The 16,658-nt window shown below is 51.1% G+C and carries 14 protein-coding genes; 1 reads left to right on the forward strand and 13 read right to left on the reverse strand.

Annotated elements, in window-relative coordinates; translation table 11 throughout:
- Window positions 1-15: 15 nt before the first annotated feature.
- The 8 genes from P157_RS0113195 to P157_RS14655 all read right to left on the reverse strand — a co-directional run bounded on the left by P157_RS0113195 (window position 16) and on the right by P157_RS14655 (window position 9,443).
- Window positions 16-732 carry a bifunctional 4-hydroxy-2-oxoglutarate aldolase/2-dehydro-3-deoxy-phosphogluconate aldolase gene (locus tag P157_RS0113195; protein WP_026761418.1) on the reverse strand — a complete coding sequence of 239 codons (717 nt, stop codon included), beginning with the start codon at window positions 730-732 and terminating at the stop codon, window positions 16-18.
- Between the two features lie 32 nt (window positions 733-764).
- The gene (gene uxaC / locus P157_RS0113200; protein WP_230578485.1) at window positions 765-2,186 is read right to left on the reverse strand and encodes a glucuronate isomerase; all 1,422 of its coding nucleotides are present in this window, start codon (window positions 2,184-2,186) and stop codon (window positions 765-767) included.
- A gap of 31 nt (window positions 2,187-2,217) precedes the next feature.
- Window positions 2,218-3,705 (reverse strand): UxaA family hydrolase, encoded by a 1,488-nt coding sequence (locus tag P157_RS0113205; RefSeq protein WP_230578486.1) that lies wholly within the window; start codon window positions 3,703-3,705, stop codon window positions 2,218-2,220.
- Between the two features lie 11 nt (window positions 3,706-3,716).
- Window positions 3,717-5,216 carry a tagaturonate reductase gene (locus tag P157_RS0113210; RefSeq protein WP_026761421.1) on the reverse strand — a complete coding sequence of 500 codons (1,500 nt, stop codon included), beginning with the start codon at window positions 5,214-5,216 and terminating at the stop codon, window positions 3,717-3,719.
- Window positions 5,217-5,409: 193 nt separating this feature from the next.
- A complete protein-coding gene (locus tag P157_RS0113215) occupies window positions 5,410-6,606 on the reverse strand; it encodes a phosphoenolpyruvate hydrolase family protein (protein WP_026761422.1) in 1,197 nt (398 codons plus the stop codon).
- On the reverse strand, window positions 6,603-7,472 hold the full coding sequence (locus tag P157_RS0113220; RefSeq protein WP_026761423.1) for a phosphoenolpyruvate hydrolase family protein: 870 nt from the start codon (window positions 7,470-7,472) through the stop codon (window positions 6,603-6,605). The genes P157_RS0113215 and P157_RS0113220 overlap by 4 nt, the downstream gene beginning before the upstream one ends.
- A gap of 75 nt (window positions 7,473-7,547) precedes the next feature.
- A complete protein-coding gene (locus P157_RS0113225) occupies window positions 7,548-8,855 on the reverse strand; it encodes a glutathionylspermidine synthase family protein (protein ID WP_037368383.1) in 1,308 nt (435 codons plus the stop codon).
- Window positions 8,856-8,882: 27 nt separating this feature from the next.
- Window positions 8,883-9,443 carry a hypothetical protein gene (locus P157_RS14655; protein WP_051598637.1) on the reverse strand — a complete coding sequence of 187 codons (561 nt, stop codon included), beginning with the start codon at window positions 9,441-9,443 and terminating at the stop codon, window positions 8,883-8,885.
- 795 nt (window positions 9,444-10,238) lie between these two features.
- On the opposite strand from P157_RS14655, the gene P157_RS0113235 reads away from it, so the two are divergent.
- Window positions 10,239-10,940, forward strand: a complete 702-nt coding sequence (locus tag P157_RS0113235) for a hypothetical protein (RefSeq protein WP_026761425.1) — start codon at window positions 10,239-10,241, stop codon at window positions 10,938-10,940.
- Between the two features lie 48 nt (window positions 10,941-10,988).
- Here P157_RS0113235 and P157_RS0113240 read toward each other — a convergent pair whose 3' ends face one another.
- The 5 genes from P157_RS0113240 to P157_RS0113260 form a co-directional block, all read right to left on the reverse strand.
- Window positions 10,989-12,134, reverse strand: coding sequence for a S41 family peptidase (locus P157_RS0113240; protein WP_026761426.1), 1,146 nt, complete (start codon window positions 12,132-12,134; stop codon window positions 10,989-10,991).
- A gap of 25 nt (window positions 12,135-12,159) precedes the next feature.
- Window positions 12,160-13,278, reverse strand: a complete 1,119-nt coding sequence (locus tag P157_RS0113245) for a murein hydrolase activator EnvC family protein (RefSeq protein WP_155266775.1) — start codon at window positions 13,276-13,278, stop codon at window positions 12,160-12,162.
- Between the two features lie 5 nt (window positions 13,279-13,283).
- On the reverse strand, window positions 13,284-14,171 hold the full coding sequence (ftsX, locus tag P157_RS0113250; RefSeq protein WP_026761428.1) for a permease-like cell division protein FtsX: 888 nt from the start codon (window positions 14,169-14,171) through the stop codon (window positions 13,284-13,286).
- Complete coding sequence (gene ftsE, locus P157_RS0113255; RefSeq protein ID WP_026761429.1) at window positions 14,161-14,847, reverse strand: cell division ATP-binding protein FtsE; 687 nt, start codon at window positions 14,845-14,847, stop codon at window positions 14,161-14,163. Before ftsE ends, ftsX begins: the two co-directional genes overlap by 11 nt.
- A 138-nt stretch (window positions 14,848-14,985) precedes the next feature.
- On the reverse strand, window positions 14,986-16,617 hold the full coding sequence (locus tag P157_RS0113260) for a sensor domain-containing diguanylate cyclase (RefSeq protein ID WP_026761430.1): 1,632 nt from the start codon (window positions 16,615-16,617) through the stop codon (window positions 14,986-14,988).
- Window positions 16,618-16,658 lie beyond the last annotated feature (41 nt).

Here is a 16,658-nt window from a genome sequence, read left to right on the forward strand (position 1 = left end):
CATTTCATTTCCTAATCAAGAAATCTTCAATTTGCGCTTTTGTAAATAGTCTGATTTATTTTTGCGATACAAGCTGTTCACAGCCTGCTTGCCGCGTCCTCTTACCTCCTTGACGATTGTGGCGGCCTCACGGACCAGCTTGATAATACCGTCCCAGTCACCGTCAGCCATCATCTGCTGCTTGACCATCCAGCTGCCGCCGCAGGCCAGGATTTTCTCATCAGCCAGATAAGCGCGGACATTTTCCGGCGTAATACCGCCTGTCGGCATAAAGACCAGCTGGCCATAAGGTGCAGCCACCGCCTTGATCATCTTGAGTCCGCCTGCTGGTTCGGCAGGGAAGAACTTCACAAAATCCAGCCCCAGGCCAATAGCCTGTTCCATTTCACTGGGGGTCTGGGTTCCCGGTGCCACCGGCATATCCTTGGACTGGCAGTATCTGACCACTTCCGGATTGAGGCCCGGGCTGACGATAAACTTTGCGCCTGCCTCAATGGCCAAATCAACTTCCTGCGTGGTGAGCACAGTTCCCGCACCGACCAGAAGTTCCGGACGATGTTTTACCATGCGGGAAATCACCTCAGCAGCTGCTGCCGTGCGAAAGGTGACCTCGGCACAGGGCAGGCCGTTATCACAGAGGACATCGGCGAGCTTTTCTGCATACTGTGCATCTTCCATCACCACCACGGGGATAATCCCAATCTCCTTGAACTGCTTGAATATCTCTTTCATTTTCTCTAAATCCTTTCCTTTACATGCCGCTCTTAAATATGGAAGTAGCGGACTGCGTTTTTATAGCTGATGCCTTCCACAATCTTCTGCAAAGATGCTTCATGGCAGGGATACTCACCGTGTTCTACCCAGTCGCCAATGATATTGCACAAAATGCGCCGGAAGTAATCATGACGGGTATAAGACAGGAAGGAACGGGAATCCGTCAGCATGCCGACAAAGTTCCCCAGCAGGGAAAGCCTAGCAAGTGAGCGCATCTGCTTTTCCATGCCATCCTTGGTATCGAGGAACCACCAGGCCGAACCCATCTGAATCTTGCCGGGCATTTCCTCCGACTGAAAGCAGCCCATCAGGGAGGCAATCCTATCAAAATCTGTGCTGTCTAGTGAGAACAGAATCATCTGCGGCAGATTTCCTTCCTTGTAGAGCTCGCTCATGAATTTGGCCAAATTGCCAATGCAGGTGGTCTGAGCAATCATGTCAAAGCCCGTATCCGGCCCCTGCAGGGCAAACATCTTTTCGTTGTTGTCGCGGCTGCAGGAATAGTGGATTTCCATCACAATCTGTGCTTTATGATATTCCCGGGCCAGATGCAGGAGCACTTCGGTCTGATAGGCCTCGGCCTCAGCCTGTGTGAGCGTTTCGCCAGCCAGGGCTTTTTTATAGGCCTTGTCGGCAGCTTCCAGTCCCTGATGGTTGAACATCACATAATCCAGTCCGTGGTCGCTGGCCCGGCAGCCGTGTTTCTTGAAATAGGCAATCCGGTCCGTAAGTGCTGCCAGCACATCTTCGATGGAGGCTAGTTTATCCTTGCCCACACTGGCCGCCAATTTTTCCATATACGCAGGAAAACCATCTTTATGGATATTGATGGCTTTGTCCGGGCGGAAGGACGGGCAGACCTTGAAGCCCACCGTTTCATCCGCAGCCAGTTTCTCATGCCATTCCAAATTGTCAATGGGATCATCCGTGGTGCCGATGTAATCCACCTTGGACTGGCGAATCAGGCCCCGCACGGACATATCCGGGTTATGCTGGAGCATGTCGTTGGCTTTATCCCAGACCGCTTTCATATTGCTCTCGGTAAGGGGTTCGGTCACGCCGAAATATTTATGCAGTTCCAGATTGCACCAGTGATACATGGGATTGCCGATAGCCATTTCCAACGATTTTGTAAAAGCACTGAACTTTTCATAGGGATCTGCCCCGCCGGTAACCATGTCCTCAGGTACACCGTTCGTACGCATCACCCGCCATTTATAATGATCTCCGAAATAAGTGCCATCCGCATTGCGTCCGCCCAGCCAAATCTGCGCGATATTGTCAAAGCGGCGGTCTTCAAAAATCTCTTTGGGTGAGATATGGCAATGATAGTCAACCAGCGGCAAGTCCCGGGCATATTCTTCATACAGCCTCTGACCTGTCTGATTGCGAAGCATAAAATCTTTCCCCATAAAAGCCTTCATAACGGAAAATCAGTCCTTCCTATAACACAACACCATCTTTGAAAATGGAAATCTGACGATAGCCGTTTTTCTCGTTGTTCGTGGGTTCGCCGCTGGCAACCTGTAAGACTTTATCCAACAGGCGCTTGCCCGCTTCATCCAACGCTTCACCTGCCGCCACCGTACCGGCATTGAAGTCAATCCAGTGCGGCTTGCGTCCGGCCAACTGGCTGTTGGTCGCAATCTTGACCGTTGGCACCGGTGAACCAAAAGGCGTTCCCCGGCCCGTGGTGAAGAGAATCATCACGGCGCCGGCTGCGGCCAGAGCCGTACTGGATACCAGGTCATTGCCCGGCCCATAGAGCAGATTCAGGCCCTGTGTCTTTACCTGCTCTCCGTAGCCCAGCACATCTTCAATGGGGGCCGTACCGCCCTTTTGAACACAGCCGCAGCTCTTGTCCTCCAGTGTGGTGATGCCCCCCTGCTTGTTGCCGGGGCTGGGATTATCATAAACCACCTCGTGATGGGAGATGAAGTAATCCTTGAAGCCATTGAGCATGGCCGCCGCCTTGTCAAACACCTGCTGATTGCGGCACCGGCCCAAAAGGATGCCTTCTGCACCGAACATTTCCGGTACCTCAGTCAGGATGGTACTGCCGCCCTGACTTAGCAGCAAATCGCTGAACCGGCCCACAGTGGGATTGGCGGTGATTCCTGAAAGACCATCCGAAGCCCCACATTTTAGCCCCACCACCAGCTTGCTTGTGGGCAGTGACTGCCGCTGGAAGCAGCTGGCATAAGCGGCAAGTTCCTGCAGCAGCTGACGGCCGGCAGCCAGTTCATCCTCTGCCTGCTGACAGTTAAGGAAGCGTACCCGCTCCCGGTCAAAGTCTCCGAGTTCTTCCACAAACTGTTCATGGGTGCAGTTCTCACATCCTAAGTGCACCACCAGCACCGCCCCGGCATTGGGGTGATTGACCAGCGCCGCCAAAAGCTTTCTGGTCTGGGCATGGTCAGCACCAGTCTGGCTGCAGCCGAAGGGATGCGTGAAAGCATGGATGCCATCGATATTTTCGCCCTGCAAGTCCTGATTGGCCTGCGCCAGTTTCAGCACCACATCATTGACACAGCCCACGGTGGGGATGATCCAAATCTCATTGCGGATACCTGCCCGGCCATCCTTTCGCAGATAACCTGTGAACGTCTGTGCCGGCTGGGAGTTCAAATCGCAAACCTGCGGCTCATAAACATATTCGACCTCGCCCTTGAGATTTGTCTGCAGGTTGTGGGTATGTACCCAGCAGCCTGATTGAATAGCGCAGGTTGCATGACCTATCGGATAACCATACTTTATGATATTTTCATCAACTGCGATATCCCGCAGCGCAATTTTATGTCCTTGGGGAATCTCCTCACAAGCGGTAACTTCCACATTGCCCACCTGCAGGCATTCACCTTTCTCTATTTTAGTCAGTGCCACCGCCACATTATCCTGCGTGGCGATGCGCACTGCTCTTGTCATTTCCATAGCTTATCCTTTCAAGCACAGGCCCGCAAACAGCTGGCAAAGGCTTTCTTCGTGCCCTGCTGGCGAATCAGCTGCAAATCCTCCAGCACCTGCTTTTCCAAACCAGGCAACTGCGTCAAATCACAGCCCCACATCTTTTCATAGGCCAGCACATCATGTACCAATTTCGCATCATCACTGTGACGATGTTCATAATAAAAATCCAGTACCCAGCCATCATCCTGCACCGAATATACATCCCCTTGCGGGCGGCGGCACAGGAGTGCTTTTTCCTGCCGTTCCTGAATATCGGTGGAATAGAAGGCGATATAGGCAGCCAGTGTCATCACGAGACTGCGCGGCAGCTTGCCGAACTTTTGCCGGTATTCCAGCAGCGAGCCCATATCCCTGGCCTTCCACTTGGCCGTGGAATTCAGGGCAATGCTCAGAAGCTGATGTTCCATAAAGGGATTATTGAAGCGGTCAGCCACCGATGCGGCAAATTTTTCGCAATCCTGCTTGTCCAACGGCAGGATGGGAATGACTTCTTCATAGAGCATCTGATTCATGAACTCCCGAATCACATCATCCTTCATGCAATCCCGGACAATATCCTTACCTGCCAGGAAACCGCCCAGCGCAAAACCTGTATGCGCACCATTCAGGATGCGTACCTTCCGTTTCTTATAAGGTGCGATATCCGGCACCACATGAACATTCAGCCCTGCCCGCTTGAAGGGAAGTTTATCTTCCAATTCTTTGGGCCCTTCAATGTACCAGACGCCGAAGACCTCACCGACATCCATCAATCTGTCTTCATAACCGTTAGCCTGATTCAGGGCTGCAAGTTCTTCCGCATCCCGAATCTCACCGGGAACAATGCGGTCAACCAAAGTGGAGCAGAACAGATTGTCCTGTTCAATCCAACGGATGAAATCATCACCGAGCTGCCAGTCCCGGGCATGCTGCAGAACGATTCGCTGCAATTCCCGGCCGTTATTATCAATCAGTTCACAGGAGAGAATAATCAAACCTTTCTTTCCTGCCTGAAAACGTGCATATAAGAGTTTTGCCAGTTTTGCCGGGAAGCTGGCCGGGGGTACGTCCGTCAACTTTGCAGTTGGATCATAGACAATGCCAGCTTCCGTGGTATTACTGGTGATATATTCCAGGGTATCCAGACAAGCAACTTCCTGCAGTTTGTCAAAATGCTCCAGGGGGTTGTAACATTTTTCCACTAAGGAAATCACCCGCCGTTCATCTACCTTCCGGCCTTTTTCATTGCCACGGATGTAGAGGGTGTAGAGGCCTTCCTGTTCGTTGAAGACCTTGTCCTTGCCCTTGCCCCGCGGCTGGGTTAAGATGGCCTTGCCGTGCCAGCCGGCTTTTTCATTGGCCACATCAAAGAAGTAATCCACAAAGGCTCGCAGGAAATTTCCCTCACCAAACTGCAGCATCTTCACCGGCGCTTCTTCCAGGAAATATCCCTGATAGCCACTTTTCTTCAATACTTCATAGTTAAGCCGTTCCATACCACATTTTACCTCCCGCAGCCTGTTTTCATATTTGTTGCTTATTATTTTAATCGTTTTTATCTTTATAGTAAATGTGTTTATCATCTTTTCATTTGTGTTTTAATTTTATTTCTCAAATTTTCGCAATAAAAAAGTTGTGTTTATAACATCCTGTATACATATAAACACAACTTCTATTTCCAGATGTATATTATTTTTTATCTGCCATTCCCTGATAATCCCGGGGAGAAATCCCCACATGCTTGCGGAACATCTTGGAAAACTGCACATAATCGCTATAGCCGACCTGCGCGGCCACTTCCTTGCATTGCAGATTACTGCCATTTTTCAGCAGGGCCTTGGCCTTGCCCATGCGGAACTGCAGCAGATAATCCGTGAAGCTGATGCCTGTCTCTTTCTTGAACCGCCCGCCCATATACGAAGCCGACATATGGGCCACCAAGGCCAGGTCGCCCAGCTTCACATCATCCATATAGTGTTCCTCAATATAATGACGCATGGATTCCACCATCTGACTGCCGCCCCATTTGCGTTCCCGCAATGTGCCGATAGATTCCGGGCTGCAGTGCTGCTTGAACGAACTCACAGTATCATAGATGGATTTTTCCATGGGAATACGGTCGAAGGTTGAACCGCCAATGTACCCTTGACAGTCCGTATTCTGGTAGATGTACTGCATATCCATCAGCGTGTTCGCCGGCCCGGCATAAACCATGCGCAGACATTCCGGATTTTTCACCTTGCATAAATCAAAAATCTCCTGCGCAATCCTCCGCGCTTCACTGATGGTCAAATGACGCTTAGCGCCCAAAAGGCCGCCAGCCGTCAGCCCCATATGCACACAGATGATATCGGCCCCCACCGCCAGCATTTTATCGGCCTCTTCCACAGATGTCACAAAGGCCATCGTCAAAAGGCCCAGCTGATTCGCCAAACTTATCGCGACCACTTCCCGCTCATAGGAACTGCCCTCTTCTTCCAACGCTTCGCGGAAACTGCCATCCACCAACGCCAATGTTGGTGAATTCACCACACCGGTAAAGCCGCTTTCCTTTATGAGCTTCAGATAATCATAGAGCTTCACATAAGGGTCACTGGCCATCAGGCCAAAGAGCAGCGGCACATCCTGCACCACGGGAAAAATCTCTCGCTTGCCCATGTCCATCACAATCTGATTGCTGCTGCCATAGCAAAAAAAACTGCTCAGGGAACTGCGGCCCATAATGCGGAATTTTCCTGCGGATAAGGCCAGCAGAATATCTGCGCCGCCCATAGCCGCAAGTTTGGCCGTCATGCCGGACCCTACAGCCGCACCAATGATATGGCCGCCGACATTGATTTCCGCCCGCAGGCGCCGAAGGATGAATTCCTTGTCGTTTTCCTTCATCGTCCTGCCCCCGTTCTCTGCAATGCTGCCCGTTTCATTTTATCCAACGAGCGATATTCCCTGACCTTTGTCGTCAGACCTTTCTCCAGCTCCTCACCTTTGCCCGGGAAAAAAATAAAAAATCCCGCTACAGAAGGGATGCTCTGCACGAGCTGCGCCGCACCTTCCAGGGAATCCACCTGCTGTCCACAGCAGCCAATCAGAATATCCCGGCGTACCGCCCTGCACTTTTCCCAAACCTGCCGCAGTTTATCCGCGCAGGACTCAACAGAGGGTGCCTCGCCCCTCTCCAGTGCCTTTTTCGTAACCAGACCAAAATGCAGGAGAAGCATATCGGCACCCGCATGGGTCATGGCCTCGCCTTGTTCTGCATCAAAGATAAAGGGGCAGGTAAATAAATCCAGTTCATGTGCAGTCCGAATCATATCCACTTCAAGCTGATAGCCCATATTCGTGCCTTCCATATTCGCCCGGAAGCGACCATCGACAATCCCCACAGTAGGAAAATTCTGCACGCCGTTAAAGCCCTGCTCCTTTAGTGTGCCCAAAAACATGTCCATCTTGCGAAAGGGGTCAGTGCCGCAGACACCGGCAAACACCGGCGTTTTACGGACGGCAGGCAGAACTTCATCACCGAGCTCCTGAACGATAGTATTGGCATCATCATAAGAGAGCATGCCCGCCAACATACTGCGGCCTGCCCGCTGCAGCCGCCCGGTGTGATAGAACGCAAGAAAATCGGCGCCGAGATGGTCCCCATGCTTTGCTGTCTGTTCCATCCCTGTGCCGATTCCTGTTAATATTTTTCCATTTTCACTGCGTTCCCGAAATAAATCGACAATCTCCTGCCGGCTTTTTCTATACATTGCCACTGCCTCCCAGACGAACGAATTACCCAATTTAATAAAATTCGCCAAAGGAAGCTGAATTCCTGCAAATAATTACATTAAACCCAATGGCAGCCAATAAGCCTCTGTCCCTGCAATCTGGTCAGGGGAGAATCTTGCATAAAGAGCGCTGGGATTCTTGCCGAGCATAAAGCAGCTGAGCGTCTTATACCCCGTCAGCCGTCCGCTGTCGGTGTCGGCCTCATAGGGCTGCTGGTCCACAAAGAGCTGATACATGGAATCCCGGCTGTCACGCCGCACGATATCCTCTGTATCCACATTCTTGCCAAAGCGCACGCCATCCCGGTCGAGCACTTCAATGCCTGCGCCCTCCCGGCCCCATATGGGCTTCTTTATCCAGCTTGAGCCTGCGGCAATATTACGCTGGTCAAAGTCCCGGGCAAAGTAGGACGGCAGCATATAGCGGGAAATAATCGCCGATTCCTCGGCCGTAAATACCTGAGCTGTCCCCGCCGGCTGATTATTGAGCGCCCAGACAAGTGCCTGAAAAGCCTTGGACTGCATGATGATGGCTTCGGGCGGATTGAACATCATAAATTTATCGTGCAGATAGCCATCCATAAAGTCCTTGCCCAGCGTTTCCCCCTCCGGCGTCCGCTCCTCAATGAGAATTTCCAATGGATGCAGGCGATAAATCGCATTAGCCGTACGCCCATCCGGCAACAGAATAGAGCCATCACGCCACACAGCCAAATCATAGAAGGAGACAAAAGTAATGGCATCATCCACCTCTGTGGCCAGCGCATTCTTCTTCATGGCGTTCATCAGAAATTTGGTTGTCGCATAATCTTCCTGATAGTCATGAAAACAGGAAAAAAGGAACGGATGGCGGCGATGAAACCTCCCCGTGCTGATGCTCACGCCTGGCTCTGAAGCCAAAAATATTTCATTGAGCCAGCTGCAGAGTTTATCGTATTCCCCATAGTTGGGGTCTTCCACCCCAAAATGCGTACAGGCCACCATATTGCCATAATATGCCTCAATCACCGCGCAGGGAGTATCCGCATTGATTTCCACCATATGGAAATTGCCCTGCTTGTCCAAGACATAATCAAAACGGGAAAGCCACGAAGCCAGATGCAAGGGATTATCCTTCTGCAAGTAGGGAATCAGCTGCGGCGGTATCTCCAAATCTGCCAGAAAATTATCGCCACATTTCTGGCAAACCGCCACCGCCCGTTGAAACGCACCGAACAGCACGCCGCTGACATAGCGCATTTCCTCGGCCAGCTCCGGCTGGATTAACTCTATATTTTTTGTCGGATATTTATCATCGTAGCCCTCGTATTCCACAAACGGAAAAATTTCCCGATTTAATAAATCACGCCAATCTGCACTCACTGCTCTATTCACCTGCTCATCAATATTTTAAGATGCCGAACTTCTGGCTCCGGCAGAACCAAAACCGCTTTTGGAACTGGAATGACTCGACGATTTGGCCGAAGAACTGCTCTTGCCTGAAGTCTTGCCTGCCCGAACCGTAGTTCCCCGCGATGAACTGCTGTAGGCACTGCCACCGCTGCTGCGATAGTCGTCCTTTTCCTTCAGCGGCTGAACCGGGCCGTTGGGGATATAGCGCCCCTGAACCACACTATAGCGGCCCCCTGTGCCGCCGCTAAGTCCATGAAACATATAATACCCGGCAGCCAGACCGGCAATCAGTCCCTCCGCACCGGAAATATAACGCAGACTGCCATTCTCTTCCCGTTTGACCGTCACCGAACGGCCATCCTCATAGGTTGCCGTTTCCGTACCATCCGCATTCTGCGTCAAGGTATATTCCCGACCTTCATCATCCAATAAAGTCTGCGGCCCTGTTTCCTGTTCGGCAGGGATATCCACATCCTGTGCCATCCAGGAAGCAAAGGCCACCGTAGTTGATACCGCCATAAAAACCGCCAGTACCTTGCTTGTCTTAGTACTTAACAAAATCCCAACCCCTCTAATCAATAATTTATTCACATGATATAATAAATTTCTTAAAAATTCCTTAAAAGCTAACCATCTTCTTCAGTTTTTGGGCAAATTGCATTTTATCAGGGAGTTCGTGATAAAGGTATCTTGGTCATACGTAGTTTGGGGCCGGACGGGGGAGTAATTTTTCTGTTTTCCGCTAAACGACCCCCTCGCAAATTAGAACTGTCCAGTTATCTGCGCCGGGCAGGCCAACGGCGCTGCTTTCAGCGTATTTGCTTAGCTGATTCCTACATGGGGCCGGCCTTCACTGCGTTCAGGCAGTCGCTCCCTACAGAAAAATCACTCCCCCGTCCGCCCCAAGTTGCGGATTAGACATTTGCCACGAACTCGTTGCTCCCGTAACAAGAACATCGATGTACTTGCTCCTTGTCATCATGAGAATAACAGTTGGTACGGACATCACTTAGGGCGGAGGTGGTGATGCTTTTCGCCGTGGAACGACTGTCCGAACGCAGTGAGGACTGGCCCACAAACGGCATAGACTAAACACTGGGCTGAACATACGCGCCGCCGGTCTTGCCCGGCGCAGGTAACTAAAAAGCCCATACATTTACTTGTGGGGCATTCAGTGCAACGGCGAAAAGTATTACCACCTCCGCCCAAACTGAGCTGTAACAACTATAAGTAAGCACGCATTAACATCGACATACTGCAATTTCTCTGCCCTTTTTAATTTTCCCTTAATTGCAATTCACTATCGATAATGCTATCATAATTTTTGTATGAAATTTGAGGAGATGATACAAAATGGAAGAAATGGCCCCTTATGAAGCCGGCAATGGGCGAAACAAAAAATTCATTGCGATTGCCGTAGTCATCCTGTTAGTCATTTGCGGCATTGGCGGTTATCTGTACTACAAGCGCACCCCCGCCTACTCCATGCAGCTGATTCAGGAATCCGTCAAAGAGCACAACTGGGAAAAATTCAGCCGTCATGTGGATACCAAAAATCTGGCTGATGCTGCCTTTGACGATATCATTGAGATAAGCATGGAAGAACGCGGCGATTTGGACGAACATACCAAGGCCCTGGCCATGAGCTTTGTCAAACTGGTAAAACCCAACATCACCAGCCTGCTTGAATCTGCCGTCAAGGAATACGTGGAAACCGGCGAATTCAAAAAAGACGAGACGGGTAACGCCAAAAATAACAGCACCACGCAAAATAAAAAGGCCGCACCAAAAAAAGGCAATCCGGCCGATAATCTGCTGCAGGACACCAAAGCAGATAAGCTGAAATTCTCCAGCATAAAATCAACGGAGACCAACGACAGCACCGCCATCGTCACCTTGGAGCTTCGTGACGAAGCTGCAAGTGCCAACTATGAACTGAAAATCCGTATGATTCAACTCGAAGATGGCACCTGGAAAGTCAGCAAAATCGATAATCTCAAGGAATTCTACAAAGCCGTCAAGGAAAACGAAAAGCAGCATAAAAAAGCGGCTTAAACACGAAAATAAAGGCTATGCACCAAGCAACGTGCATAGCCTTTTTCTTTACTGCATTTTCTTCTGTAATACTTCCTTGGCCATATTGAGCTGTTTGTCCACCGTATCCCCTTCGCTGAGGTTCACAGTTATATCCGGCTCAATGCCAATGCCGTCAATACATTTGCCGCTGGGCGTATAGTATTTGGCAATGGTGAGTTTCAGGCCATCATTGTGGAACAGAGGTACTACCACCTGCACCGAACCCTTGCCGTAGGATTTGGAGCCTACGATGGTGGCCGCTTCTCTGTCCTGCAGAGCGCCGGCCAGAATTTCCGAAGCACTGGCGCTGTTGCCGTCAATCAGCACTACGATAGGCGGTGTACTTTCCTCTAAGCTGGAGTCATACTCCTCCTTGCTGCCGTCCCGCTGTACCACGGAGACGATATTGCCCTTGGGCACCAGCATATCGGCCACTTCCACACAACTTGTTATGAGCCCGCCGGGGTTTTGGCGCAAATCCACAATCAGACCAGCCATGCCGGCCTCTTTGAGCTTGTTGTATTCGCTCTTGAATTCATCCCCGGTGTTTTCCCCAAAGGACGCAATGCGGATATAGCCCATCCGGCCATCGTCCAGCATTTTGCCTTTAGCCGAGGGAACCTTTATCATATCTCGCTGAATGGCGTATTCCTTGTCGGCCTCATCCGCCCGATGAATCAGCAGTTTGACTTCCGTACCTGCGTCGCCGCGGATATGAAGTGCCACTTCTTCCGGCTGATACTCCGTCACGGGCGTACCATCCACCGACATGATTTCGTCACCAACTTTGAGGCCCACCTTTTCGCCGGGTGTCCCTTCGAGCACCGCCATAATCGTGACCTTGTCATCCTTGAAGCCCATGGTGACACCGATGCCCCCAAAGGCACCGGCTGTATGTTCTTTCAGGGCTTTATACATGGAGGTCTTCATATAGATGGAATGCGGGTCGCCGAGGGATTTTACCATGCCGTCAATGGCGCCATCCATAAGGCTGGTAGTGTCCACATCGCTGACATAGCGGGTTTCAATCATGCGCTTGACGCCGAAGAACCGCAGTAAATCCGTAGTCTTTTCTCCGTCAAGGCCAAAGAGTTTCATAAGTCCCATTATCGTCAGGAAACTGGACGCTAGTGCCGTCACCACCACGATAAGGGCTATTTTTTTCTTGCTCAAACAATTTCACCTTCTATCCCTTAGATTACAGATAACCGTAAGGACTTACCGGCGAGCCGTTCTGGCGCACCTCGAAATGGCAGTGGGGGCCGGTAGAGTTGCCAGTGGAACCGCAGTAAGCGATGGTTTCGCCCTGGCTCACCTGCTGGCCGACTGACGCCGCCAAAGACTGATTATGACCATAGAGGGTGGTGATGCCGCCGCCATGGTTGATGATTATCGTATTGCCGTAGCCGGAAATCCAGCCCGCATATTCCACGGTGCCGGAGGCAGCTGCTGCAATCGGCACGCCATAGTCCGCACCGATATCGATACCGCTGTGGAACTTCTGCGTGCCCGTAATGGGATGGGTACGCCAGCCAAATTCAGAGGTAATCGTACCGCCCACGGGCCAAATCATGGAGCCATTGCCGCCCGCCATTGCGCCAGCCGGAGCATTGGCCATGCTGCTGCGCCGCAGCATTTCCTCAATCTGCTTGGAAGCGGCCATCATTTCATCATACTGGCGGTCTACCGTGGCCTTATCGTTTTTCATCTGGTCGATGATGGCCTTGCGCTTGCGGACCTTTTCTTCCATGATTTCCCGGGCCTGACGGGCTTTTAATTCCTGCTCCGCCCGGGCTTCTTTATCTTTTTCGAGGCTCTTCTGCGTCTCTTCGATTTCGCTCTTTTCTTCCAGCACCACATGAACCAAATCATAGTCCTGCTTGATGACCTTTTTGAGTAAATCCATACGGGTCATCAAATCGGAAAAGTCCTTGGCGCCAAAGAGCACATCCAGATAGGAAATCTGGCCGTTGATGTAAATATCACGAACCCGCTGGCCCAATTTGGCACTCTTTTTCTTGTAGTCGACCTCCACCACTTTGAGGCGGGCTTCATTCTTCTCCATCCGTTCCAGCGTTTCATCCAGCGCCGCCCGCAGGGACTTGTGTTCGGCGATAGCCGCATCGGCTTCCTCATCCACCAGCCGCTTTTCCTCCGACAGGGATTCGATTTTTGACTGCAGGGCGTTGCTCTTGTCCTTTAACTCCTCCGCCTGCTTGTCATAGCTGGCCTTGTCATCCTCCAGTGACGCATACGCCGTGGAGGCAGTCAGCACCACCGACAAGGTGGCGGCCGTTATCGTTTGCCATTTTTTCATCATCATCAAACCTCAAGGAAACGCTTCAGGGAGAACGCCGACCCAATGGCGCCAATCAGCATGCCGGAGATGATGATGGCCACCGTCACATAATTCATAAAGGGATACTGGGGTAGCAGCGGGAAGAAGGCCAGCGTGCTGTAAATCTTCGCCGCCATGGCCGCATAGAAGCTGCGCAGAGCCAGTGCCGACAAAATGCCGCCTACGCAGCCCAGCACAATGCCCTCCATGAGGAACGGCCAGCGGATAAACCAGTCGGTTGCCCCCACGTATTTCATGATGGCGATTTCCTTACGCCGCGCAAATACCGTAAGACGGATGGTGTTGGAGATGATGAAAATTGTCGCACCTGCCAGAAGCAGCATCAATACCAGACCGAAAATACGCATGAGACGCGTGATGTCAAAGAGGTGTTCCACCACATCCTGCCCGTACTTGGCCGACTCTACCCCCTCCATGCGCTCAATGGCCTTGGCGGCGGTTTCCACCATTTCCGGGGTCTTGACCGTCACTTCAAAGGCATCCGGCAGCGGGTTCTTGTCCCCGAGGGCATCCAAGAGGTACTTCTGGTCCCCCAGACGCTCGGAGAGGCGGTCCTTGGCCTCGTCCTTATCCACGAACTTCACCGTATCAATGCCCTGCATTTTTTCCAAATCGCTTTGCAGGTCAATGCGCTGCTGCTTCTTCAAATCATCCTGCAGGTAGACGCTGATTTGCACCTGCGACTCCAGCGTGGAGGCCATGCGGTTCATATTGAGCACGAGAATCAAAAACACGCCCAGCACGAACAGCGATACCGCTACCGTGCCGATGGAGGCAAAGGACATCCAGTTGTTGCGCCGCAGGGAGCGGAACACCTCCTGGATAAAATATTCACCGGTTCTAAGCTTCATATCCATAACCTCCCCGCATCTGGTCACGGACAATGCGCCCGTCCTCAATGGCAATAACGCGCTTCTTCATGGTGTCCACGATATTGCGGTCATGCGTAGCCATGACGATGGTCGTGCCGGCCTTGTTGATGCGTTTGAAAATATCCATAATGTCCCAGCTGGTTTCCGGGTCCAGATTACCTGTGGGCTCGTCGGCAATCACAATGGAAGGATTGTTGACGATAGCCCGGGCGATGGCCACACGCTGCTGCTCACCGCCGGAAAGCTGCGACGGGAAGCTGCGGTACTTGTCGCGCAGGCCTACCACGTCGAGCACGGAATTGACACTGCGCTGCATGGTGCGGCGGGGCGCTTCGATAACCTGCATGGCAAAGGCCACGTTCTCAAAGACGGTCTTATCCGGAAGCAGGCGGTAATCCTGAAAGATTACGCCCAGCTCACGGCGCAGGTACGGAACCTCAGAGCGTTCCATCTCCACCACATCATGGCCGTTTACCAGAAGCTTGCCTTTGGTCGGCAGTTCTTCCCGGAACAGCATCTTGATAAAGGTGGATTTTCCCGCGCCACTTGGCCCCACAACGAACACAAACTCGCCCTTCTTGATATCTACATTGACATGGTCAAGGGCAACCACGCCGGTATCATAGGTCTTACTGACCTCCCGCATCTGTATCATTAGGAACTATCCTCCTACAATAAAATAAACTAACTTATATTTTACCATAAAATGGTGGGGCAAAGCAAAGAAAGCCCGGGGCATTTGCCTGGGGCTTCGGTAATATTTTTTTGCGTCTGCTTCCACTTGTACATTGCCTCATCTTCGGAGCTGCTTTTTTTCTTTGCGGAGCCGTTTATTCTCGTACATGGCCTTGTCAGCCCGCCGGGCCACATCGATTACGGCAGGGTCATTTTCCGGGTCGTAAACAGCCAGCCCCATGCTTATATTCGCCTGTTCCCACTCATTTTCAGCTGCAGCACGGCTTTCTTCCCGATATTTTCGGAATAAAGCAAACAGCTTCTCACGGTCACGGAAATCGTCATTTTCCAAAATGACGGCAAATTCATCACCGCCAATGCGGAATACGGGACTATGCTGGAAAGCACGGCAGATTAACTGACTGGCCTTTTTGATATAGATATCGCCTTTATCATGGCCGTAAAAATCATTGATGTATTTGAGGTTGTCACAGTCGAAAACACCTATGGCAAAGGCCAGGCCTTCGGCCTTGCTGTCCATCCTGTCCTGTATTTTTTGCATATAAGCGCCATAGCCTGCTTTATTCCGCACGGAAGTCAGCGCATCAATATAGACTTGGCGGTTGAGGCTGTCGATATTTTCCTTTGTCTTTTCTACCAGCCCTTTGAAGGTGCGGGTAAGTATGCCAATCTCATCATCGCTCGTATCGGCCAAGACCACATTATAATTTCCGTCAGCAACCTGCCGCGCTGCATTGGTCAGTTCATGAAGCGGCTTGGTGATGCGGCCGGCAAAGCGCATCATCACGAAAGTTGCCAAGAGCAGAATGATAAAGGAGACAAAAAACGCACGTGAAATCAGCCGCTGCCATACGCTGTTGATTTCTCCCCAGGGTACCGTCACATAGAGCCGCATCCCATTGCTCAGCGGAACCCAGACAGCCTCCTTCTTGATTCCATTGAAATGATATACGACATGCTGGTCACCCATGACCTTATCCGGAGAATCGATGGCGACTTTTTCCCCATACTGCAGGGTGGATTCCATCTGCGGATGGTAAATCAAACGGGAATGCTCGTTGAGGATAAAGGCATAACCGCTTTCAAATAGCTTGATTTTTTCCACCTCATGGGCTAAGGTCGCATAATCGATTTCGATACCTACTACACCGACAAATTGTCCCTGACGATAAACGGGGACATTGTAGGAAAAGACCCAGGCCCCCCAATTTTCGGTATGATAAGGTGGCAGCCATACGCCCTTTTTTTCGGCTTTCGGAATCGTAAACCAACCCAGCGCCGAAGTATCGTTGGTGTCATATTGAGTGATATCCGTCACTTCATGTTCCCGAAAATCGTTGCCATTTTCCCTGACATACCAAAAACCCGGATGTGCTTTTGAATATTCCGGGTCAATGCGAAAATAATAGGTGAGTACACCATTGGTGTTATGCGCCATTTTACTGAACAGATGACGCACGTTTTCGACCTCATCCCCCAGCTTTTCAGGCGGCATCGTTTCGAGGTTATCCTGTATGATGGCGGAAACCGTTTCTACCGAGTTCTCTACACTATTAAAATAAGTCTCCAAATTCATTGCACCTGTTGTACATTTCAGATGAAGCATCTGGTCCGCATCGCTTTTGCCCAAGGTTTTGATGGAGTAAACGCCGATATAGGTAACGATGCTTAACGCCACAATAATCGCACTTAACGTCAGCAAAGTGAATTTTGTTCTGATGGAATTCATCTGCGCATCCCCTCCTTCGGCAATTAATCCCATTATGTATA

Source organism: Selenomonas ruminantium AC2024 (genome assembly GCF_000687995.1).
Classification (GTDB): Bacteria; Bacillota; Negativicutes; order Selenomonadales; family Selenomonadaceae; genus Selenomonas_A; species Selenomonas_A ruminantium_B.